The following is a 20,721-nucleotide window of genomic DNA, read 5'->3' as shown; positions in this document are numbered from 1 at the left end:
AACGGTCAGATCCTCAACCGAAACGGCAGAGTCATTTCTCCGACAACCAGGGATCCTCTGCGCGGCGTGTACGTCGTCGGATGGGCCAAACGCGGTGCACACGGTGGAATCGGCGAAAACCGCGTCTGCGCCGCCGAAACAGTCGAGCAACTCGCGATCGACCTCCATCTGACCCGCCCGACCCACCAGCCGAGCACGGCCATGTGAGCTGCCCCCCACCCAAACCTCCACGCCGACACGATCATCCACGCGGTGATGCCGTGCCCCATTGAGCCCGAGCCGCATTTCACGCTGACCAAACCTGCCAGCGCGGCTGCCGAATTGCGGACGACCGGTGCAATCCCGCACAGACCGCCGTCGAACAGCAGTTTCGCGCCAATTCCTCAGCCGTAGTGCGCGTTCAGAACGGTTGGACCGGCCGTTCATCCGCGACGTGGTCGAAGACTTCAGCGAGCGACCTAGCCCGTCTCGGTGGTCACGGACCTCGAGGGTCGGGATCGGGGTGGCGTGGAGCATCACGGACAACGGTGAACCGTATCCTGGTGTGGTGCTTGCGCTTTACAGTGCTGCGGTCGCCCTGGTCACCGGTGCTACGTCGGCGTGGTTGAGCTACTATTTCGGCTCGCGGAAAGAGCTCTTCGCTTGGCAGCGGGAGCAAGCTCTGCGGTGGGATGGCTCGCGGAGGGAGGCGTACTCCGCGTATGCGGCAGCCGTCAAACGTGAGGTCCGGATCCACGTCAAGATGGCTGCTGCGAAGCACCCCGAGCTCTGGCCCGGCCATGAGGTACTGGATATCCCCACAGGGTGGCCACTCTTGGTGACTGCGGAAGACGAGCGGGCTGCGTTGCTGGAGTCGATTCTGCTGCTGGCCGATGGGCCGACTGTGGCTGCAGCTCGTGAGTGGCAGCAGAAGGTGTGGGAACTCCGACGCTTACACAATGACGCGTCGATCACCGCGGAGTCGGTGCGGCAAGCGCTGGCGGGAACTTCCGATGCGCGAGACCGCTTTTACGCATGCGCACGGGCTGATCTGGGAATCCTGGCCCCGCTGCCGAGCCCGGCGCCGCTTCCGCATCGGAGGGAGGTCACCAGTTCAGCTGACGTGGAGCCGGGCCTCAGCGATCGCGCTCCCTCGAGTTGACCGGCGGTGGATCCGGCAGCGGCAGGACCGCACCGCGGGCATGGGTTTCCTCGGGGTGGATCGTGATGACGTCCAGCCGCCGCACCAGTGAGCGGGGTATCTGCCCGTCGGTGAAATGCTCCGGTCCGGGAACGATGACCGCTTCCGCGTCGAGGCGAGTGGCTCGAGCCTTCAGCCGGGCCAGCGGCGGCCGGCCCGATTTCGGGTCGTAGACGACCACCTCGGCCAGGTCGTAGCCGTAGCGCTCGGCGAGCCTCCGCACCTGGGTCTCGTCCCAAAGCTGGCCCATCCCCGACACATCCGTCCGGAGGTAGCCGAGACATGTTGGCTTGTATCGCATGATCACCCCTGACTCCTGGTGTCCGTCGAGCGGGATAGTTCCGTGGAAGTCCACATAGGCGCAGTCCTCGTCCCCTTCCCCAGCGTCCCGGAGCTCGATCAGACCACCTGTGAACTCGAAGAGCCGTGTACGCCTCCACATTTCGATCTCCCGTCTGCCGTTCGATTGGCAACTCGGGACCGGGAGATGCACGTCCGAACCCGAGCGCCTGTCCCGACGGTACGAAGACGGGCCTGGCGGGAGCCATCAGTGTGCTCGACTTTGCTGCAAATCTTTCACGGTGGCCCACGCCCGAGCTGACCGGAGAACTATGGTTGATGCACGGGAAAACCTGCGCACACTGCTAGACAGGGGGCAGCATCATGCGCCTTTCGTTTCTTGGTAGGGGCGGTTCCGATGTTGGGCAATGCCCAGCGCTCTACCTCACCGATCGCGGTACCTACGTCGTAGTGGGGTGGATGACCGATCGGCTCGAGACCGTGGAGATCCCGCACCTTCTGCTCGGATTCCTCGCGCCGGACACCTTCATCGGCGTGGCTCTTTCCGACACGGGCCGTGGAACGTTCACGCTGACCGGAAACCCGATGTGTGACCCAGAGATTGTGGACGAGCTCGCTATGGAACCGAACGAGACAGCGATCGAGGTTCCGGTGGCGGAGAGGAGCTTCTACGGTGCTACTACTGCCGCATGATCCGCCCGACTGGGTGAGTCTGTTCCGCGACTGCAAGCACGACGCGTTCCACCTGGAAGTCAGGGACGCCTATGCGGTACCGCAAGAGTCCGAACGGTTCCGCCGTTTCCTGGCCGGTGAGCCCGCTCTCCAGGATGAACACAAGGACCGATGGAACGACCTGATCCGAGAGACCACCGGCCGAGGGGTCATCGTCAGCAGGATTCGCGTAGTCACCGAACCGATTACCGACTATCACCGCTGGCTGCTGTCGGTGACCGGCACCAACACGACAGCCGGTGAGGACATCCGTTATGTGCCGAGGCAACTCGCGGGAACAGTCCCGCCGGACGACTGGTGGCTCATCGACAACGAGAGGGTTGTCTACAACCTGGTGAACGAGAACGGGAAACCGGCGGGACTCGCGGTGACCACCGATCCGGGAATCGTCGCGTACTCCCGCAGCGTGAAGGACCGACTGTGGGACCTGAGCACGCCTTTCACCGAATACGTCGAGAACGAGCACGCCCGACAGTGACGAGCGGCGTTCAAGATGCGAGGGAAGCTCTCGGACTACGTCTCCGGGAGCTTCGCCTCAGGGCGAGTCTCACCGGGCGCAAGTTGGCTCAGCTGTGCGGTTGGCATGAGTCGAAGGTCAGCAAAATCGAATACGGGCGAATCACACCGACCGATGCGGACATCCGGGCCTACTGCCTGTATACCGGCGCGGACAATCAGGCGGCTGATCTGCTGGCTACCCTGCACACGATCGATAGCGCTTACCTCGAATGGCGACGCATCCTCGGCACCGGATTGAAGCATCGTCAACAGAAAGCGCTGAAGCTCGAGGCCGAAGCAATCCACATTCGCGACTATCAGCCACAGATCATCCCCGGCCTTCTCCAGACCGCGGAATACGCAGCAGCGAAACTACGGCGCGGCATGGAGTTCCATCAGATACCCGACGATGTCGACGAGGCCGTATCGAAACGCATAGAACGCCAACGCATCCTGTACCAGCGGCACCACTTGTTCCACTTCCTCATCGCTGAGCAAGCGTTGTACACCACGGTCGGTACCGACGCCGTCATGATCGGCCAGCTCGACCGGTTGGCCACCATCCTCGGGATGCCCCGCATCACGCTCGGAATCATCCCGGTAACCGCTGAGGCTCTGGTCGTCTCCACGAACTTCGCCATGTTCGACAACCGCCTCGTCATGGTGGAAGGTACGGCGGCGGAGCTGACGATTACTCAGCCCCGCGAGGTAGCGACCTACAGCCGGGCGTTCAAAGGGCTTGCCGGCCAATCGGTAACCGGCGAACCGGCTCGAGTATTGATCCGCAACGCCATCGAGTCACGGTCAGGTTAGGCGAAGGCCGGCCGCCGCAGCACCTTGTGCGCGGGTTCACGATGCCATCACTGCCGGCTGGGAATTCGGTCGCGTGGCGGGTGGAGGCATGTGGTTCAATCGGGGCGTGATGATGTCTGCGCAGGGCTGGTGGCTGCTTTCTCAGCGGCTTTGAACTGTGCGTTTGGGCCGCCACATCGGGCGGCCATGATTTGTGTTCTGCGGCTTCCTGTTCCGGTCGGTGTGGCTGATTCGAGAGGAAAAGGATTGCGGGATGAGCTTCGGCGATGACACGGGTTTCGGCGATGAGGTGGGCGGGTTTCTGATCACCTCGCGGGGGCTGGATGAGTATCGGGCGATGTTCGGTCTCGGGCCTGCAGATCTCGGGGGTCGGATCCTTGATTGCCCTGCTGGGGCGGCGAGCTTCGCCGCCGAGGTGGCGGGGTTCGGGGGTGATGTGACCGCCTGTGACGCGGCGTATTTCGACTTCGATGGCGTTGAGGTCGGGGAGGTTTGCCGAGCCCAGACCGATCTAGGCGACCGGTATGTCCGGGCCCATCCGGGCGACTACTGCTGGACGTTCTTCACCGATCCGGATGATCACCATCGGCGGCGGCGGTCGGCGGTCGAACTCTTCGTCGCCGATCGGCAGCGAAATCCGGATCGATATGTTCCTGCGGAACTGCCTCGACTTCCGTTCCCTGACAACGCCTTCGACTTGGTGCTGAGCTCACATCTGCTCTTCTCCTATGCCGACGGACTCGGATACGACTTCCACGTGCGCACGATCACCGAGCTGATCCGGGTCAGCCGCGGCGACGTGCGGATCTTCCCTCTGGTGCCCACCGGATCGGCGCAGGTCTATCCGCGGTTGAATGAACTGCGCGGTGACCTTCTGAATCTCGGTATCACCAGCGACGTCGTCGAGGTCGAGTACGAATTCCAGCAGGGTGCCGATCAAATGATGGTGTGCCGCAAGGACCCTCGTGACAGTGAGTGATCGCGCCGAGCCAAGGCATTGAAGGCGCTGAGGATGTTGGGCAACCTCCAGAGTCGGGGCTTCCCAGCAACATTCGTCAGCGGGCCAACGGCCGGGCGTTCGCGAGGATCGCATCGACCGTCTCGCCGACGGTGAGATCGGAGCTGTCGAGCCAGAGGCCGAGGGGCGGGGTTTCGGCGCGCAGGACGCTGTCCAGGTCGTTCACGGTGAAGGTTCCGTACGTGTTCTTCGGGCGGGCGGCCTCGCGCCGCGCCACCGCGTCCGGAGTCGGAGCGAGCACCACGACGTAGAGCGGGTCGGTGCGGATCCGGCCGATCAGGTAGGGCAGCAGGTCGCCGAGCACGACATCCTGCACCACCGCCGTGAACCCCGCCGCCGCGTAGGAGTCGGCCACCTCGGCGGCGAGGCGGTGCCGCAGGCGGAGCTGTTCGAGCGCTTCGGGACTCGGCTCGGGGGTCATGTCGGCGCGCCCTCCCACCAGGAAACGCCGGAAGACGTCACCGCGCACATGGGCCGAGCGCGGCAGCCGCTCGGCGAGGGCCTGCGCCACGGTCGATTTCCCGGCGGCCTGAATACCGGTGATCAGATAGACGGCGGAGGATTCACCAGGACCGGGCATGGTCCGGACGGTAGCCGACGGGCCGCCGCCCCCGCAGCGACATTTCCGCTCCCGGCGAGTCGCCCGACTCCCCGGCCGTGAGTAACGGCGCTGAGTACTTCGGCGGATTCGGCGTGCCGCGTCGGTCAATACTGTTGCGGTGTCGGCATATTCGGGAGGAAGGGCGGCACGGCGATGAACTCTCCACACTGGCAGGGGTCCGAGGCCTCGCGACGGGCGCTCGAGGCAGCACGGGAATCGGGACGGCTGGCAGGCGGCGGGGGCGGTGGCGGAGCCGGCGGCGCGTGCTCGACGAGCACGGTCCTCGCACTGCTGATCGTCCTGACCGTCCTGGGTCTCGCCGCGCCGATCGCCTGGCGGATTCTCACCGAAGTCGGCCGCTAGCGCCGGCCCGCGCTTCGCGACGCATCGAGCCTTCGCCCACGCGGCACCGGCCTCCAGCTCCGAAACGGTATGGACACGCGGGTGATCACTTGCCGTATTCGGGCACACACGGAGCCCGGGTTCGCCTAGCGTGAGCGGGGTTGACGTCGAGAGGGGTCAAGAATGCGGGCCGGGATGCTGAGCGTGGCGGAGCTGGTGGCACGGGTCGAGGCGGGAACGCTGGACACGGTGCTGGTGGCCATGACCGACATGCAGGGGCGATTACAGGGAAAGCGTTGTTCGGCACGGTATTTCGTGGAGGAGGTACTGGATCGGGCGACGGAGGCGTGTAACTACCTGCTGGCCGTCGACGTGGAGATGACCACGGTCGAGGGCTACGAGATGTCCTCCTGGGACACCGGCTACGGCGATTTCGTGCTGCGCCCGGACCTGGGCACGCTACGGCTGGTGCCGTGGTGGCCGGGCACCGCGCTGGTGCTCTGCGACGTCGAGCAGGTGGACCCGCACGGCCGGCCAGGGCAGCCCGTGGCCGCCTCACCCCGGCAGGTGCTGCGCGCCCAGCTGGATCGCCTGGCCGAGCGCGGCCTGTCCGCCTATGTCGGCACGGAACTCGAATTCCTCGTCTTCGACGACACCTACGAGTCCGCCTTCCGCAGCGGCTACCGCGATCTCACCCCCGCCAACCAGTACAACGTCGACTACTCGATGCTCGGCACCGCCCGCATCGAACCGCTGCTGCGCCGCATCCGCACCGACATGTCCGGCGCGGGAATGTATGTCGAGTCCGCCAAGGGCGAATGCAATCCCGGTCAGCACGAGATCGCCTTCCGCTACGACGAGGCCCTGGTCACCTGCGACAACCACACCATCTACAAGACCGGAGCCAAGGAGATCGCCGCCCAGGAGGGCCGCAGCATCACCTTCATGGCGAAATACAATGAGCGGGAAGGCAATTCCTGCCACATCCACCTGAGCCTGCGCAACAGCGCGGGCGAGCCGGTCTTCGCCGACGGCGACGACCCCTCGGCACTGATGCGCCACTTCATCGCGGGCCAGCTGGACTGCCTGCGCGAACTCACCTACCTGCTGGCCCCGAACATCAACTCCTACAAACGATTCCAGGCCGACAGCTTCGCGCCCACCGCCCTGGCCTGGGGCCGTGACAATCGCACCTGCGCCCTGCGCGTCGTCGGCCACGGCCCGTCGCTGCGCCTGGAGAACCGCATCCCGGGCGGCGATGTGAACCCGTATCTGGCGGTCGCCGCGGCCATCGCGGCCGGTCTGCACGGTATCGAGCAGCAGCTCCCGCTGGAGCCGGAGTTCCACGGCAACGCCTACCGTTCGCACCGCCCGCGCGTCCCGCACACCCTGCGCGAGGCCGCGCAGCTGTTCGGCGACAGCAAGATCGCCCAGAAGGCGTTCGGTCCGGAGGTGGTGCGGCACTACCGCAATGCCGCGCAGGTCGAGCTGGACGCCTTCGACGCGGCGGTGACCGACTGGGAGCGGATCCGTGGCTTCGAACGACTCTGACCCCGGGCGCCGGCCCGTCATCGGCCTGCCCACGTACTCCGAACGCACCCGCTTCGGTCACTGGGACGTCGACGCCGCGGTACTGGCCCGCACCTACGTCGACCTGACCGAACGTGCGGGCGGCATCCCGGTCCTGTTGCCGCCCAGCGGAACTCCGCGCCCCGAGCTCGTCGACCGGCTCGACGGCCTGATGCTGACCGGCGGCGCGGACCTCGATCCCGCCCGCTACGGCGCGCCACCGCATCCCGCCACCGGCGGCCTGCGCCCCGACCGCGACGAGTCCGAGTTCGGGCTCTTCGCGCTCGCCCGCGCCGCGGGCCTGCCGGTCCTGGCCGTATGCCGCGGACTGCAATTGGTGAACGTCGCCCTGGGCGGCACCCTGCTGCAGCACGTCCCGGATGCCGTGGGGCACACCGACCACTCCCGCTCCCCCGGCGTCTTCACGGTCAACACCGTCACCACGGTCCCCGGCAGCCGCCTCGCCGCCATCGTCGGTCCCGAGGCGAAAGCGCACTGCCACCACCATCAGGCCATCGGCACGCTCGCCCCCCGCCTCACCGCCACCGGGCACTCAGCGGACGGCATCATCGAGGCCGCCGAGACCCGCGAGGGCCCGTTCCTGCTGGGCGTGCAATGGCATCCCGAGGAGAACCCGACCGACCTCCGCCTCATGCGGGCCCTGGTCGACCATGCGGCACAGTACGGAAAGGAGCGCACCCCGTGACAACCACCGACATCGTCAATCCCGCCACCGAGCAGGTGCTGGCCACCATCGCCGCGGCCGACACGGCCGCCACCGACGCCGCCATCGAACGCGCGCACCGGGCGACGGCGAGCTGGCGCGCCGTCGCCCCCGGCGACCGGGCGCGGCTGCTGCGCCGCTTCGCCGAGGCGGTGGACGCCGAGATCGAGCAGCTGGCCCGGCTCGAGGTCAGCAATGCCGGCCACACCATCGGCAATGCCCGCTGGGAGGCCGGCAATGTCCGCGACGTCCTGCACTACAGCGCGGGCATGCCGGAACGCCTGCTGGGCAATCAGATTCCGGTCCCGGGCGGCGTGAACATCACCTTCTGCGAGCCGCTGGGCGTGGTCGGCATCATCGTGCCCTGGAACTTCCCCATGCCCATCGCGGCCTGGGGCTTCGGTCCCGCGCTGGCCGCCGGGAACACCGTGGTGCTCAAACCGGCCGAGCTCACCCCGCTCACCGCCATCCGGCTCGGCGAGCTCGCCGTGGAGGCGGGCCTGCCCGAGGACGTCTTCCAGGTGATCCCGGGTCGCGGCGCGGTGGTCGGGGCCCGCCTCGTCACCCATCCGGCCGTGCGCAAGGTGGTGTTCACCGGTTCCACCGAGGTGGGCAGGCAGATCATGGCCGGCTGCGCCGAGCAGGTGAAGCGGGTGACCCTCGAATTGGGCGGCAAGAGCGCCAATATCGTCTTCGCCGACGCGGACCTCGAGCGCGCCGCCGCCACCGCGCCCTACGGCGTCTTCGACAATGCCGGTCAGGACTGCTGCGCCCGCTCCCGGATCCTGGTGCAGCGCAGCGTCTTCGATCGCTTCCTGGGACTGCTCGAACCCGCGGTCCAGGGCGTGCGGGTGGGCGATCCGTCCGACGAGTCGACCGAGATGGGACCCCTCATCTCCGCCGCCCACCGCGACCGCGTCGCCGGATTCCTCGAACCGTCGACCAAGGTGGCATTCACCGGCTCCCGCCCCGACGGCCCCGGATACTGGTTCGCCCCCACCGTCGTTCTCCCGTCCAGCCCCGAGGACCGGGTGCTCACCGAGGAGGTCTTCGGCCCGGTGGTGGCGGTGGTGCCCTTCGAGGACGAGGCCGACGCCCTGCGCATCGCCAACGACACCCCCTACGGTCTGTCCGGCTCCATCTGGACCAGCGATGTCGGGCGGGCGCTGCGGGTGGCCCGCGGGGTCGAGGCCGGGAACCTGTCGGTGAATTCCCATTCCTCCGTGCGCTATTGGACGCCGTTCGGCGGATTCAAGCAGTCCGGTCTGGGGCGCGAACTCGGCCCCGACGCCGCCCGCGCCTTCACCGAGACCAAGAACGTCTTCCTCGCCACCGAGTAACCCGCCCCTCATCGAAGGAGATACGTTGCAGCGCTTACAGGATCGAGTCGCGGTCGTCACCGGCGGCGGCAGCGGCATCGGGCTGGCCACCGTCCGGCGCTTCGCCCAGGAGGGCGCGAAGGTCGTGGTCGCCGATATCGACGCCACCAGCGGCGAGGCCGCCGCGGCCGAGGCCGGCGGGCTCTACGTGAAGGTCGACGTCACCGACGAGGAGCAGGTGCGGGACCTGTTCCAGGCCGCCGTCGACACCTACGGCGGCCTCGACATCGCATTCAACAACGCGGGCATCTCACCGCCGGAGGACGATTCGATCCTCACCACCGGCATCGACGCCTGGAAACGGGTACAGGAGGTCAATCTGACCTCCGTCTACCTGTGCAGCAAGTACGCCATCGAGCACATGCTCGAACGCGGCCGGGGCTCGGTCATCAATACCGCGTCCTTCGTGGCCGTCATGGGCGCGGCCACCTCCCAGATCTCCTACACCGCCTCCAAGGGCGGCGTGCTGGCCATGAGCCGGGAGCTGGGAGTCCAGTTCGCACGCCAGGGCATTCGCGTGAACGCGCTGTGTCCCGGACCGGTCAACACTCCCCTGTTGCAGGAGCTGTTCGCCAAGGATCCCGAACGCGCCGCGCGCCGCCTGGTGCACATTCCCGTCGGCCGATTCGCCGAGCCGGAGGAGATCGCCGCCGCCGTGGCTTTCCTCGCCAGCGACGATTCCTCCTTCATCACCGCCTCGCAGTTCATGGTCGACGGCGGTATTGCGGGCGCGTACGTGACGCCCCTGTAGCGCAACGGTTTTCGGGCGCTGCGGTTCAGGCGCCGACGGGGGCCTGGTCGACTTCCGGCGGCTCCTCCACGGTTCGTCTGGGCCCGGTGAACCAGCGCCGGGCCGAGACGAACCACCAGACGGCGATCGCGCCCACCACCCCCACCAGGGTGAGGGGCGCGTAATTCACCGCGTTCCAGGTGAATCCGTCCACCCACGGATACCCGTGGTCGTCGGTCGGCAGGATGAACAGCACGCTGATGATCACGATCCAGACCAGCGCGATGATCCCGATCGGCCGATACCAGCGGCCCAGCTGCCACGGCCCGGCCTGGAATCGGTTGCCGCGCAACAGCCGCAGCAGCACCGGAATCCCGTAGGCGATGTAGAGGCCGATGGTGGCCACCGAGGTGGCGGCGGCGTACGCGGTCGGGGCATTGGCGGCGGGCACCAGCATCGACGGAATCAGCAGGATGAACGCGAACACCGAGACGAAGAAGACCGCGTTCACCGGCACCCGGCGGGCCGACAGCTTCGCCCACAGCTTGGATCCCGGCACCGCGCCGTCGCGGGCGAAGGCGAACAGCATGCGGGAGGCCGCGGTGACCGAGGCGTAGCCGCAGAACAATTGGGCGACGGCGGCGATGATCAGTAGCAGCCCCGACCAGAACGAATTCAGCGAATTCTGCAGGATGTAGATGACCGGATAGCCACTGTTCTTGGCCGGATCCAGCGCATCGTCGAGATTCGGGATCGCGAACGTCACCGCCATGATGAGCAGGTACCCCGCGATCGCCGACACCACAATGGTGTTGATGATCCCCTTGGCCGCCATGCGCGAGGCGTCGTGCGTCTCCTCCGACATGTGCGCCGACGCGTCGTACCCGGTGAACGTGTACTGCGCGTGCAGCAGCCCGAGCAGGAAGCTGAACGCCACCCCGCCGAACCCGATCGCACTGTTGTCCACGGTCTTGGTGAACACGAAGCCGATGCTCTGGTGGTGGCGTGCACCGAAACCCAGCACCACCACGAAGATGGCCACACCGCCCACATGCCACCAGGCCGACACATTGTTGATGACCGCCGACAGGTGCGGGCCGATGATGTTCAGCACCGCGTGCAGCACCAGAATCCCGGAGAACACCGCGAAGATGGCGTTGCGGTCGGTCCCGATATCCCATCCGATCACGTTCAGCACCGCGGTGGTGAAGATGGCCGCGCCGTAATCGATGGCCGCGGTCACCGCGATCTGCCCGATCAGGTTGAACCAGCCGGTGAACCAGCCCCACACCGGCCCACCCAGCTCCGACGCCCACCAGTACAGTCCGCCCGATGTCGGATAGGCCGAGGCCAATTCGGCCATGGCCAGCCCGACGAACAACACCATGACCGAGACCAGCGGCCAGCCCCACGCCATGGTGATCGGCCCGCCATTGGACAGGCCGATCCCGTAACTCGCCAGGCCGCCGGTGAGAATCGAGACAATGGTGAAACTGATCGCGAAATTGGAGAATCCGGACCAGGATCGCGCCAATTCCTGTTTGTAACCGAGTTCGGCGAGCCGCCGTTCATCATCGGATCGAGGCTGGGTTGCGGTCATGCTAGCTCCCGAGTGAAAACGCCGCCCTCACACGGCGTTTGCCAGGAGCCCAGTGTGCGGTAATCCCGTGCCGAACCGCAGCCCAACGGGCAAACTAGTCGCCCGGTTCGGAAACCGTGAGGCGCTCGCGGTGCAGGACCAGCTCGGTGGTGTGCGCCGCGTACGCCGCGGGCGCGTCCTCCCAAGCGGCGGGCCCGGTCCGGACGAACTGCAGCTCACGCATCCGACCGCTGCCCCTGGGCGAGGGCGGCCAGTTCCTTGAACTTCACGACCGCTCCGGCTGCGCCCCAGGTGCCCTCGGGCTGCTCGTGGATCAGCACCCACACCCGCAGCGCCTCACTCTGACCGAGACCCGCTGCGGCGAGCACCTTTTCGGTGACCTCGGCGATGAGACCGGCCTTGCGGCGTTCGGACAGCGCGTCCTCGGGGACGGTCACGTCGACCAGGAAGCGGGGCAGATCGTCTGCGAGCGCTCCGAATCCGCCATCGGCGACCTCCTCGATGCGGCACCACGCCTGCGCACGGAAGAACGCGGTGTCGGGTGCGCCCTCCCACTTCAGCAGGGTCTGGGGTAGCGCCTGCGACAGCTCGCCCCGTGCGTCCCCGGTGAGCACTCCGGCGGGCAGGGTCAGGTGAATCATCGGCATCTACGTGCTCCTTCGCTTCCGGCCGACCGTCTATAACAGTCGTTATAATCGAGGGACGGTACTCTATGACGGTTGTTATAGACAAGGAGGAGTCGATGGCGGGGACGCCGGGCGATGCCGCGGATTCGCGCGGCAGACTCGTGGCCGGGGCGGCCGACATGATCCGGCGGCGCGGCCTGAACGCGACCAGTGTGCGCGAGCTCGCCAAATACGCCCGGGCGCCACTGGGTTCGACGTACCACTACTTCCCCGGCGGCAAGACCCAGCTCGCGACCGAGGCGGTCACCTTCGCCGGGGATCACGTGGCGGCACTGCTCGCCCGCGAACTGGACCAGGGGCCGGTCGAAGGGATGCGAGCCTTCCTGCAGATGTGGCGGAAGGTCGTGGTGGACACCGACTTCCGCGCCGGGTGCCCGGTGCTGGCGGTCGCCGTGGAAGACCTGCCCGAAGCCGAGGGCGCACCGCGCGAGGCGGCCGCCGCGGCGTTCAGCCGCTGGACCGAGCTGCTGACCGACTCGATGTGTGCCCACGGGGCAGAGCGCGCCGAGGCCGAGCGCACGGCCACCCTGATCGTCGCCGCCGTCGAGGGCAGCGTGGCCATGTGCCGCGCACAGCAGAGCGCGGAACCCTTGGATCGCATCGCCACACAGCTGGAACCGCTTGTGCGGTCGACGATTACGCGCGACCGGATCTGAGATCCCGGCTCCCGCCCGAAGCGCGCCGACCCAGGCCGGCGGGAGCCGCGCGGTGGATCAGACCGCGCGCAGTCCCGCCGCGGTGACCGATACCAGGCGCCCCACCGCGGCCTCCGACGTCGCGTCGGCCGCGGCCGACAGGGCGTGCAGGCAGTAGGCGGCCAGCTCGTCGGGTGGGACGTCGGCGCGCAGTTCGCCGGTGGCGGCGCCTTCTTCGATCAGCTGCCGGAGCAGGTCGCGCAGCTGGTTCAGGGCGGCGACGATGTGCGCGTCGGGATGCAGGAATGTCACCAATTCCCGGTCGTGGCTGCCGGTTTGGCGGGTGATGTGCGCGTAGGCGGTGAGGACGGCGTCGAGGCGGCCGCTCGCACTGCCCTCGCCGTCGCGGACCTTGACCAGTTCCCCGAGGTGGGCCTCGATCCGGCGGGCATGCCAGGTGCGCAGAATGGTCTCGACATCCGGGAAGTACTTGTACAGGGTGGCCCGTCCGATGCCGGCGCGAGTGGCGATCTGCGACATGGTCACCCCGCGCAGCCCCTGCTCGAAGGCGAGGGCCGCGGTGGCGTCGAGGATCGCGTCCCGCACCTCGCGGCGATGGGCGTCGATCGTCTCGTTCCACAGCTTCGGCACGGCTCAACCATACAGACTGACAGCCCTGCAGACACAAACTCTTGACCATAGACACAGTGTCTCGATAAATTCGAGGCATCAGGTCACGGCCGGCCCTCCCGACAGGAGAATTCCGTGTTCCCACCCACCGACGACCCCCACCCCGAATACCACGACCCCAACGCACCCGACACCCTGTACGCGACGAAACCGCCGTGGGACATCGACCGGCCCCAGCCCGCCTTCACCGCCCTCGCCGAGGCCGGTGCCCTGCGCGGCCGGGTCCTCGACCTCGGTTGCGGCACCGGCGAACACGCGTTGCTCGCCGCCGGCCTGGGTCTCCACGCGACCGGGATCGACCAATCCGCGCAGGCGCTCGAACTGGCCCGGCACAAGGCGGCGGAACGCGGCCTGCAGGCGCGGTTCGTGCGCCACAGCGCCCTGGACCTGGCCACCCTCGGCGAGACCTTCGACACCGTGCTGGACTGCGGCCTGTTCCACCTGTTCGACGGCGCGGACCGGATCGCCCTGGTCGACGGCCTGGCCACGATCATTGCGCCGGGCGGACGCTACTTCCTGCTCGGTTTCAGCGATCGACAGCCCGGCACCTGGGGTCCGCATCGGCTGAGCCGCACCGATATCGAGTCCGCCTTCACCGATGGCTGGCGACTCGATTCCCTCGAACCTGCCACCCTCGACATCCTTCCCAGCCCGACCCCGGTGGCAGCCTGGCTCGCCGCCCTCACCCGGCAGTGATTCCCATGCCCGCACTCGAATCCCGTGTCCCCACCGACCGATCGGCCCGCTACCTGCGTCAGTTCCGCACCCACGCCGAGGCGATGGCCTCCCCGCGCGGCCACCGCGTCCACGCCGGCAATCCCCGGGCCGCGGGCGAGATCCACCTGCGCGTCGAGAGCACCGATACCCGCACCACAGCCCATTTCGGCCCCTGGGGCCACTGCACCCTCACCGCCGAACCCGAGGCCCTCGTGATGCGCATCGACGCGACCGACGCCACGGCCCTGCACCGCATCCGCGACATCCTCACCCGCGACCTCACCCGCTTCGGCGGCGGTTCCCTCACCATCGACTGGCGGGATCCGGACTGACCGGCATTCAGGCCAATCCGGCGCGCAGCACGAGAATAGCTATCTGCGTGCGGTTTTCGAGACCCAGCTTGGCGATGACGCGGCTGATGTGCACCTTGACCGTGGACTCGCTCATGTGGAGGGTGCGGGCGATCTCGGCATTGCCCGCACCCGTGGCGACGGCCCGCGCGACCTCGCGTTCCCGATCGGTGAGCTGGGAGAGCTGGGCGAGCGCGTCCGGTTGCTGCGCGCCGGGACCCTGCGTGAAGGCGGTGAGCATGCGTTTGGTGATGGCGGGGGCGAGGATGGCGTCACCGGCGGCGACCACCTCGACCGCGCGGGCGAGTTCGCGGGGCGGAGTGTCCTTGAGCAGGAAGCCCGCCGCGCCGGATTCCAGTGCGGCGTAGACATATTCGTCCAGTCCGAAGGTGGTGAGGACGACCACCGCCGGCGGCGTGGGGAGGCCGCGGACCCGGCGGGTCACCTCGAGGCCGTCCACGTGCGGCATGCGGATATCGGTGACCACCACATCCGGGCGGTGCCGGTGCACCAGGTCCACGATGGCGCGGCCGTCGCCGTCCTGGGCGACCACCTCGATATCGCCGCCGGCCTCCAGGATCATGGCGATGCCGGAGCGCACCAGTTCCTCGTCGTCGAGCAGCACCACCCGGATCACGAAACCTCCTTCACCACATCGTCATTCGTCGGCCGTCAGCGGGAACGTCGCGTGCACCCGGTAGCCGCCGGCCAGCGGACCGGAATGCACGGTCCCACCGGCGAGTTCGACCCGTTCGCGCATGCCGAGCAGACCGAAGCCGGAACCCTGGGCAGCCAGGGCGGTCCGCTCACCGGGGCCGTTGCGGACATCGACGTCGAGACGATCGTCGGCGATGGTGAGCGCCACCCGCACCTCGGCCCCGGCCGCATGCTTGGCGGCATTGGTCAGCGCCTCCCGCACCAGTCGATGCGCCGCCCGGCCGACCGGTCCCGGCACCGGCGGCAGGTCCGGCGGCAACGACAGGTCCACCTGCTGCCCGGCGGCGACCGCCTCGGCGACGAGCTCGGCAATGGCGCCCAGGTCGGGCACGGGACGCAGTGGCGCTGCCTCCCCACCGTCGCGGGCGCGCAGCACGCCGAGCAGCTCCCGCATCTCGGTCAGGGCGCGCGATCCGGTGGCGCGGATGGTGCCGGCGATCTCGGCGGGCTTGCCGTCGGCGGACACCTCGAGCGCCCCGGCCAGCACGGTGATCTGCGAAATCCGGTGCGCCACAATATCGTGCAGCTCCCCCGCGATGCGCAGGCGCTCGGCCTCCACGGCCGCCGCGGCGCGCAGGTCGCGTTCGCGCTCGGCCTGCTCGGCGCGTTCCCGCAGGGCCGCAAGGGTTTCGGCGCGCTGGTTGGTCCACAATCCCAGCAGCAGCGGCAGCGCGAGTCCGACCGTGACAATGACGCCCCGGTGGAAGAACAGCTCCCACCAGCTGCCCGCGCCCCAGGGCACCACCGCCACGATCACCGACGCGAGTGCCGCCAGCCAGGTCGGGCGGCGGTTGCCGTAGCGCCGGGCGACCGTGTAGATCGCCAGCAGCATGGGCGCGAACGCGCCGACCAGCAGCTGTCCGAGCAGCGCCGCCCCGAGTACCGGCAGCGGCCGGAAGCGCCGCGCCAGCAGGGCGACACCGGCCACGACGGCCACAGGCGGGCCCGCGGCGGCGGGCAGCAGGCCGATCGCGGAGGTGTGCACCTCCTCGAAACCGGCCGCGCCGAACAGCGCGGCGAGCACGACGTCGAGGATCACCGTGCCGATCCGTCGCGTCGTGCTCATTCCGGCAACCCTAGTCGGGCTCGGCATTCTCAGACGTCACGGCGCGCGAGCAGCACGCGTCCGAGCGCCAGCAACCCGGCCGCCACCAGCGTCAGCGGCAACACCAGCAGGGCGGGATTCCCGGTGCCGGGCTGCACCAGCTGCCCGGCGGACAGGAAGGGCATCATCTTCGGGCTGACGCCGGCCAGCACCGCACCGGTCTCCACTACGGTCGGGAAGCCGATGGCCACCACCATGGCGACGGTCGCATTGCGGGTGACGGCGGCCATGCCCATACCGGCCAGGGCGGCGAGCGTCACATACACGGGCACTGCGGTGAAAGCCCTTGCCAGATGCGAGGTTTCGGCCGGTAGCGTCGAGACCAGCAGCTGCACGAGCACGCTCACGCCCACCAGCGCGAGGCCGTAGAGAGCGGCGAGCACGCCCACCGTGAGTGCCTTCGCCGCGAGGACCCGGCCCGGCCGCCGCACCGTGAGCACGGTGGTGGTGATGGTGCCGTAACGGTATTCGTGCCCGAAGGCATTGACCGCCACCGCGGTGGCGAAGAGTGCGGCCAGCAGCAACGGCAGCCCCGAGACCGATGCGGCGAATTGCTCGCTCGGCGTGGCATAGTCGCGGGCCGCGGACAGATAGGCGATGAAGGTCTGCAGGGCCAGGCCGAGCGCGAGCAGCGCCCAGGTGGAGCGCAGGGTGGCGAGCCGGGTCAGTTCGTAGCGGATGGCATTGGACATGAGCGGAATTCCTGTTCGATGTCAGGCGACAACGTGGCCGCGGTACTGGGCGGAATCGGCGGTGGCCTGGAAGTAGGCGTCCTCCAGGCTGGTGCGCGCCTGGGTCAGCTCGGTGATCAGCAGCCCGGCGCGCAGGGCCAGGGCGGCGACACCCTGCCGGTCGTGACCTTCGACGGTCACCGTGCCGTCCGCCTCCACCCGGGCGCGGAATCCATGGCGGTTCAACGTCTTCGCCAGTTCCGCGGGCCGATCGGTGCGCGCCGTGATGTGGGGCGCGGAGTTGCGGGCGACGAACTCACGCACCGATTCCGCGGCCAGCAGCCGCCCGGCGCCGATGACGACCAGCGAATCCGCCAGGTGCGCCATCTCGTTCAGCAGATGCGAGGAGACGAAGATGGTGCGCCCCTGGTGCGCAAGCTCTTTCAGCAGATCGCGCAGCCAGCGCACACCCTCGGGGTCCAGCCCGTTGGCGGGCTCGTCCAGGATCAGGGTGGCCGGATCACCCAGCAGCGCGGCCGCCAGACCCAGCCGCTGGTGCATCCCGAGACTGAACCCACCCGCCCGCTTCCCGGCCACATCGCACAGGCCGACCAGGCCCAGCACCTCCTCGACCCGGCCCTCGCCGATGCCCGCCCCGGCGGCGATCATGCGCAGATGCCCGATGGCCGTGCGCTTGGGATGCACGGCGCGGGCATCGAGCATGACGCCGACCGAGCGCAGCGGATCGGTCAGCTCGGCGTAGGGCTGCCCGTCGAAAAGGGTGCGGCCGCTGCCGTGATCGAGGCCCAGCATGAGCCGCATGGTGGTCGACTTCCCGGCCCCGTTCGGACCGAGGAAGCCGGTCACCACGCCGGGCTGGACATCGAAGGACAGGTTGTCCACCGCCGGCACGTCCCCGTAGCGCTTGCCGAGCCCACGCGCCTGAATCATCCGTTCACCTCGTATCGGAGGGGCGACGCCCGCTGCGTCACCGTGTCTGCTCCGACGATTCCGGAGCGGCGCGGCGCGGCCATCAGCCGACGGCACACGGCGAGGTACCACTTTCGGCTTACCTCCGGGTCGATGAGTGCCGGCGGATCGGACGATTCTCTTGCTCGGCCGAGCAAACCGCCGTAGGGTTTTTGCTCATGCAAGCAAACTCCAGCCCAAGCAAGCAAGCATTGGGGCGGACGTTCACCGAGGTCGCCCGGCGCGCACAGATCGTGGACGCGGCCATCGAGGTCATTGCCGATCAGGGTTATCCGAACGCCTCGTTCGCCAAGATCGCCAAGCAGGGCGGGCTCAGCAGCACCGGCATGATCTCGTACCACTTCCAGGGCAAGGGCGATCTCATCCGCGAGGTGGTCGCCCGCATCATGCAGACCTCCGCCGAATACGTTGTCGCCAAACTCGATTCGGAGGCGGGACACCGGGGCCGATTGCGCGGCTTCTTCGCCGCGAACCTGGCCCTGATCGACGAATATCCGAAACACATGCGGGCACTGTCGAATATCGCGGCCAATGCCGGGACCGACGATCCGCACCTGTTCGGCCTCGTCGAGCAGCTCGACAGCGTGTCCGCGGCACAGGTCGAGCGACTGCGAGAAGGCCAGCGCGACGGGGCATTCCGCGAGTTCGATCCGGTCGTCATGCTGATGGCCATCCGCGGCTCGGTGGACGCCGCCATCGCGCGCGCCGCCACCGACCCGGCCTTCGACACCGCGGCCTGCGCCCAGGAACTCGCCGACATCTTCGACCGCGCCACCCGGAAGGACGCCTGATCATGGCGCTGCCCGCGACCACCCCGCACACCCCCGGCCCCGACCGCACCCCCGACCAGAAGCGCACGGGCTATCGAGGATGGGATGCCCGCTGGGACAACGACTCTCGCTTCCGCCATCAACTGCGCGTGCTGACCGCGGTGTGGGGCACGGTGTTCACCCTCGACGCCGTCGTCCGGGTGGCGTTCGCCTATACACTGCCCCTCGACGCCGTTCCCCTGGCCACCACGCTGCAATGGCTCGTGGTCCTCGCCGGGCTGATCACCTTCCACATCGTCTACGTCACCCGCAACGGGCTGAAGGTCTGAAACGCGGAAGGATTTGCCGGTCGCTGAGGCGAATTGACCGGCGCGGTGGCCGAAAATTGTGTCAGCCCCCTCGACAGAACTTCTGCCTTTGCGCCGTAAAGTGATACGTTTTCTCTATGGCCGGTTCGGCCGATAACACTTAATGCGCATCAGGGAGATGCCGTGTCGAGAGCTGTGAAAGCGACCGCCGCATGGGTTTGCGGGGGAATTCTCGGGATTGTTGCCGGTTTGTTCGGGGCGGGCGCCGCGTACGCCGACGACGCGGGCGGTCCCACCCAGGTCGGCGACACCGTGTATTTCAGCATGGGCGAGTGGAACTGCTCGATCGGCGCGGCCGGCGCGGTGGGGTGTGATCTGACGGTTCCGGCGGCCACCATGAATGTGCTCTATGCCGGGGCGCAGGTGCCGTTCTCGAATGTGCCTGCCATTGCCATCGATTCGACCGCGCTGCCCGCGCATCCGGAGTGGAATTCCAACGGCAGCCACACCCTCGCGGGCGGCAATCCGGGTCTGGCCCCCATCGCGCAGGTGAGCGGACACGATCCGCAGTTCTCGATTACCCATGCCGGCGCGACCTGTCAGATCACCTTCAATGGCTCGGCCGTGTGCACGTCGATGGGGCACGGGTTCAGCCAAAGGGGACCAGTGCCTTTCGGCTACTGATCCCCTTCGAATCACGTGATTACCGGTACCAGACGCCGGAATCCCAGTCGCCGTAGTCCCAGACATTGAAATCGTAACGACCATGTGCACCCCCGAAGAGGTAACCCCACCAGCCGGCCGAAGTGTCGCAGATCTGGTCGTCGTGGTTGCACACCGTCAGAACCGGGAAGTCGCCGAACCAGTCGTCGACGCCGGCCAGCGGATAGCCGATGATCCCGTTGCCGGGAGTCGAGGACAATCCGCCCCAACCCGGGCCGGGGGCCCGCTTGGGATCCGACAGCAGAATGGCATTGGCATTGTCGACATCCTGGTGTGCGGTGACCCAGGCGTGCACGATGCCGGCGCCCTCACTGTGCCCGATCAACCGGATGTGGTCGCCCGGGCATTCGTTGCGGTGCTGCCAGAACAGTCGGTCCAGTTCGTTCAACCCCGACATCGGGTCGGCGGAGTTGTATCCGACTGGCTGATCGACGTACGGGATGAAGATGGACGAGGTGTTGTCGCCGAGTCCGCCGATGCCGATCGCCCAATCACCGGTGCAGACATCGGCATTGGCCTTCGGGGCCGCCAGGTGTGTGATGGAAAAGAGGATGGCCAACAGTAATGCGGCGAAGAGCGCCGTTGCTCTACGCATGGTCGTAACTTTCTTTATTTGTATAACCTCCGGGTCGAGCCCGGCTTGCGCATGATGTACCCAAAAATTGCTGGGGTTCTTGATTTCTGGCGAAACAGTTACACACGCACTGTTTTTGTTGGCCGTACCGCGATGTCAGCGGGCCGTGTGTGCACGACCCGGCGAGCTTGCCGGCCATTGACACGGAGACGTTCGGCCATCAGTCGCACAGCGCGCGGGTCGGTCGCGTCCGAATCCGGTGTGCCGGTGCGAAACTCCCGTAACCGAGGATGCGCTGC

Annotated in this window: 26 protein-coding genes and 1 pseudogene; 16 read left to right on the top strand and 11 right to left on the bottom strand. The window is 67.7% G+C overall.

The annotated features are described in order from the left end of the window. Positions 1 to 207: pseudogene (locus ACWEQQ_RS39610) on the top strand (hypothetical protein); the annotation flags it as partial. 908 nt (positions 208 to 1,115) lie between these two features. Here the strand turns inward: ACWEQQ_RS39610 and ACWEQQ_RS39605 are convergent. Next, complete coding sequence (locus ACWEQQ_RS39605; protein WP_452340236.1) at positions 1,116 to 1,430, bottom strand: hypothetical protein; 315 nt, start codon at positions 1,428 to 1,430, stop codon at positions 1,116 to 1,118. Positions 1,431 to 1,939: 509 nt separating this feature from the next. Here ACWEQQ_RS39605 and ACWEQQ_RS39600 point away from each other — a divergent pair. The 4 genes from ACWEQQ_RS39600 (at position 1,940) to ACWEQQ_RS39585 (ending at position 4,502) form a co-directional block, all read left to right on the top strand. Continuing rightward, a complete protein-coding gene (locus ACWEQQ_RS39600; RefSeq protein ID WP_379438311.1) occupies positions 1,940 to 2,173 on the top strand; it encodes a hypothetical protein in 234 nt (77 codons plus the stop codon). Next, positions 2,154 to 2,690, top strand: a complete 537-nt coding sequence (locus tag ACWEQQ_RS39595; RefSeq protein WP_452340237.1) for a DUF6879 family protein — start codon at positions 2,154 to 2,156, stop codon at positions 2,688 to 2,690. Before ACWEQQ_RS39600 ends, ACWEQQ_RS39595 begins: the two co-directional genes overlap by 20 nt. Further along, positions 2,687 to 3,523 carry a DUF5753 domain-containing protein gene (locus tag ACWEQQ_RS39590; RefSeq protein ID WP_452351785.1) on the top strand — a complete coding sequence of 279 codons (837 nt, stop codon included), beginning with the start codon at positions 2,687 to 2,689 and terminating at the stop codon, positions 3,521 to 3,523. Before ACWEQQ_RS39595 ends, ACWEQQ_RS39590 begins: the two co-directional genes overlap by 4 nt. A gap of 220 nt (positions 3,524 to 3,743) precedes the next feature. After that, positions 3,744 to 4,502 carry a methyltransferase domain-containing protein gene (locus ACWEQQ_RS39585; RefSeq protein WP_452351784.1) on the top strand — a complete coding sequence of 253 codons (759 nt, stop codon included), beginning with the start codon at positions 3,744 to 3,746 and terminating at the stop codon, positions 4,500 to 4,502. 76 nt (positions 4,503 to 4,578) lie between these two features. On the opposite strand, the gene ACWEQQ_RS39580 is transcribed toward ACWEQQ_RS39585, so the two are convergent. After that, entirely contained in the window at positions 4,579 to 5,121 is a 543-nt protein-coding gene (locus ACWEQQ_RS39580; protein WP_452351783.1) for an AAA family ATPase, read from the bottom strand. Positions 5,122 to 5,295: 174 nt separating this feature from the next. Between ACWEQQ_RS39580 and ACWEQQ_RS39575 the strand changes: the two genes are divergently transcribed. The 5 genes from ACWEQQ_RS39575 to ACWEQQ_RS39555 all read left to right on the top strand — a co-directional run bounded on the left by ACWEQQ_RS39575 (position 5,296) and on the right by ACWEQQ_RS39555 (position 9,907). Further along, entirely contained in the window at positions 5,296 to 5,505 is a 210-nt protein-coding gene (locus tag ACWEQQ_RS39575) for a hypothetical protein (RefSeq protein ID WP_452351782.1), read from the top strand. Positions 5,506 to 5,667: 162 nt separating this feature from the next. Then, positions 5,668 to 7,035, top strand: a complete 1,368-nt coding sequence (locus tag ACWEQQ_RS39570) for a glutamine synthetase family protein (RefSeq protein ID WP_452351781.1) — start codon at positions 5,668 to 5,670, stop codon at positions 7,033 to 7,035. Further along, positions 7,016 to 7,759 carry a gamma-glutamyl-gamma-aminobutyrate hydrolase family protein gene (locus ACWEQQ_RS39565; RefSeq protein ID WP_452351780.1) on the top strand — a complete coding sequence of 248 codons (744 nt, stop codon included), beginning with the start codon at positions 7,016 to 7,018 and terminating at the stop codon, positions 7,757 to 7,759. The genes ACWEQQ_RS39570 and ACWEQQ_RS39565 overlap by 20 nt, the downstream gene beginning before the upstream one ends. Beyond that, entirely contained in the window at positions 7,756 to 9,117 is a 1,362-nt protein-coding gene (locus ACWEQQ_RS39560; protein WP_452351779.1) for an aldehyde dehydrogenase family protein, read from the top strand. The genes ACWEQQ_RS39565 and ACWEQQ_RS39560 overlap by 4 nt, the downstream gene beginning before the upstream one ends. Positions 9,118 to 9,127: 10 nt before the next feature. Then, complete coding sequence (locus tag ACWEQQ_RS39555; RefSeq protein WP_379385907.1) at positions 9,128 to 9,907, top strand: 3-oxoacyl-ACP reductase; 780 nt, start codon at positions 9,128 to 9,130, stop codon at positions 9,905 to 9,907. A gap of 25 nt (positions 9,908 to 9,932) precedes the next feature. On the opposite strand, the gene ACWEQQ_RS39550 is transcribed toward ACWEQQ_RS39555, so the two are convergent. From ACWEQQ_RS39550 to ACWEQQ_RS39540, 3 genes are all read right to left on the bottom strand, one after another. Then, positions 9,933 to 11,486: an amino acid permease gene (locus tag ACWEQQ_RS39550; RefSeq protein ID WP_452340244.1), complete on the bottom strand. Its 1,554-nt coding sequence runs from the start codon at positions 11,484 to 11,486 to the stop codon at positions 9,933 to 9,935. A 94-nt stretch (positions 11,487 to 11,580) separates the two neighbouring features. After that, complete coding sequence (locus ACWEQQ_RS39545) at positions 11,581 to 11,709, bottom strand: hypothetical protein (RefSeq protein ID WP_452340245.1); 129 nt, start codon at positions 11,707 to 11,709, stop codon at positions 11,581 to 11,583. Continuing rightward, complete coding sequence (locus tag ACWEQQ_RS39540) at positions 11,702 to 12,133, bottom strand: tautomerase family protein (protein WP_452351778.1); 432 nt, start codon at positions 12,131 to 12,133, stop codon at positions 11,702 to 11,704. Before ACWEQQ_RS39540 ends, ACWEQQ_RS39545 begins: the two co-directional genes overlap by 8 nt. 65 nt (positions 12,134 to 12,198) lie before the next feature. On the opposite strand from ACWEQQ_RS39540, the gene ACWEQQ_RS39535 reads away from it, so the two are divergent. Then, positions 12,199 to 12,828, top strand: coding sequence for a TetR/AcrR family transcriptional regulator (locus ACWEQQ_RS39535; RefSeq protein WP_452351777.1), 630 nt, complete (start codon positions 12,199 to 12,201; stop codon positions 12,826 to 12,828). A 57-nt stretch (positions 12,829 to 12,885) separates the two neighbouring features. On the opposite strand, the gene ACWEQQ_RS39530 is transcribed toward ACWEQQ_RS39535, so the two are convergent. After that, complete coding sequence (locus ACWEQQ_RS39530) at positions 12,886 to 13,458, bottom strand: TetR/AcrR family transcriptional regulator (RefSeq protein WP_452340248.1); 573 nt, start codon at positions 13,456 to 13,458, stop codon at positions 12,886 to 12,888. 114 nt (positions 13,459 to 13,572) lie between these two features. Between ACWEQQ_RS39530 and ACWEQQ_RS39525 the strand changes: the two genes are divergently transcribed. Together ACWEQQ_RS39525 and ACWEQQ_RS39520 are read left to right on the top strand one after the other, a co-directional pair. Then, positions 13,573 to 14,193 carry a class I SAM-dependent methyltransferase gene (locus tag ACWEQQ_RS39525; protein WP_452340249.1) on the top strand — a complete coding sequence of 207 codons (621 nt, stop codon included), beginning with the start codon at positions 13,573 to 13,575 and terminating at the stop codon, positions 14,191 to 14,193. Positions 14,194 to 14,198: 5 nt separating this feature from the next. Beyond that, positions 14,199 to 14,546 carry a DUF2218 domain-containing protein gene (locus ACWEQQ_RS39520; RefSeq protein ID WP_452351776.1) on the top strand — a complete coding sequence of 116 codons (348 nt, stop codon included), beginning with the start codon at positions 14,199 to 14,201 and terminating at the stop codon, positions 14,544 to 14,546. A gap of 7 nt (positions 14,547 to 14,553) precedes the next feature. Here the strand turns inward: ACWEQQ_RS39520 and ACWEQQ_RS39515 are convergent, their stop codons facing one another. Genes ACWEQQ_RS39515 through ACWEQQ_RS39500 form a run of 4 tightly spaced genes read right to left on the bottom strand, consistent with a single transcriptional unit; the run spans position 14,554 to position 18,008 of the window. Next, complete coding sequence (locus ACWEQQ_RS39515) at positions 14,554 to 15,201, bottom strand: response regulator (RefSeq protein WP_379395307.1); 648 nt, start codon at positions 15,199 to 15,201, stop codon at positions 14,554 to 14,556. A gap of 21 nt (positions 15,202 to 15,222) precedes the next feature. Further along, positions 15,223 to 16,347 (bottom strand): sensor histidine kinase, encoded by a 1,125-nt coding sequence (locus tag ACWEQQ_RS39510; RefSeq protein WP_452351775.1) that lies wholly within the window; start codon positions 16,345 to 16,347, stop codon positions 15,223 to 15,225. Positions 16,348 to 16,376: 29 nt separating this feature from the next. Further along, complete coding sequence (locus ACWEQQ_RS39505; protein WP_452351774.1) at positions 16,377 to 17,078, bottom strand: ABC transporter permease; 702 nt, start codon at positions 17,076 to 17,078, stop codon at positions 16,377 to 16,379. A 21-nt stretch (positions 17,079 to 17,099) separates the two neighbouring features. Beyond that, a complete protein-coding gene (locus ACWEQQ_RS39500; RefSeq protein WP_452351773.1) occupies positions 17,100 to 18,008 on the bottom strand; it encodes an ATP-binding cassette domain-containing protein in 909 nt (302 codons plus the stop codon). Between the two features lie 197 nt (positions 18,009 to 18,205). Here ACWEQQ_RS39500 and ACWEQQ_RS39495 point away from each other — a divergent pair, with 197 nt between their 5' ends. The 3 genes from ACWEQQ_RS39495 (at position 18,206) to ACWEQQ_RS39485 (ending at position 19,809) form a co-directional block, all read left to right on the top strand. After that, a complete protein-coding gene (locus ACWEQQ_RS39495; protein ID WP_452351772.1) occupies positions 18,206 to 18,838 on the top strand; it encodes a TetR/AcrR family transcriptional regulator in 633 nt (210 codons plus the stop codon). Between the two features lie 2 nt (positions 18,839 to 18,840). Then, positions 18,841 to 19,146: a hypothetical protein gene (locus tag ACWEQQ_RS39490; protein WP_452351771.1), complete on the top strand. Its 306-nt coding sequence runs from the start codon at positions 18,841 to 18,843 to the stop codon at positions 19,144 to 19,146. A 162-nt stretch (positions 19,147 to 19,308) separates the two neighbouring features. After that, on the top strand, positions 19,309 to 19,809 hold the full coding sequence (locus tag ACWEQQ_RS39485; protein ID WP_452340256.1) for a hypothetical protein: 501 nt from the start codon (positions 19,309 to 19,311) through the stop codon (positions 19,807 to 19,809). Between the two features lie 19 nt (positions 19,810 to 19,828). Here the strand turns inward: ACWEQQ_RS39485 and ACWEQQ_RS39480 are convergent, their stop codons facing one another. Beyond that, positions 19,829 to 20,443, bottom strand: coding sequence for a cutinase family protein (locus ACWEQQ_RS39480; protein WP_364624593.1), 615 nt, complete (start codon positions 20,441 to 20,443; stop codon positions 19,829 to 19,831). Positions 20,444 to 20,721: the final 278 nt, after the last annotated feature.

This window comes from Nocardia sp. NPDC004123, from assembly GCF_053603795.1.
This window is presented reverse-complemented; position numbering and strand designations above follow the sequence as displayed.